This window comes from Corynebacterium sp. HMSC036E10 (assembly GCF_001836265.1).
GTDB lineage: Bacteria > Actinomycetota > Actinomycetes > Mycobacteriales > Mycobacteriaceae > Corynebacterium > Corynebacterium coyleae.
Window position 1 is genome coordinate 1 of the sequence record NZ_KV827958.1, and the last position, 315, is coordinate 315.

Genomic DNA, 315 nt, shown 5'->3' on the forward strand with positions numbered 1-315 from the left:
ATTCGGACGCCATCCAGTTCAGTTGCAAAAACAGATCCGGACGATTCACATCAGCCCCATAACCGGGAAGGGGAACTGCAGTGCCGTCAGACAAGATGACACCGTGTTGTTCCCATACGTCGGGAAGACCGTCACCATCAGAGTCAACCAGGTCGAGCCCAGCGCCGAAATCAACCGGGGCGATCAATGCTTGCTCATCGCAAGCGTCGCACGCATTGGCGGGGGTGATACCGGCAATGGCCATGGTGGCAGTCAGTGCTGCTGCGATGGTGTTGCGGATGGCGTTGCGCATTGGTGGTGCTCCTTGGTGATTTC

At 57.5% G+C, this 315-nt stretch carries 1 pseudogene; it reads right to left on the reverse strand.

The window, feature by feature from the left end:
- Positions 1–292: pseudogene (locus HMPREF2736_RS02400) on the reverse strand (hypothetical protein); the annotation flags it as partial.
- Between the last annotated feature and the right edge of the window lie 23 nt (positions 293–315).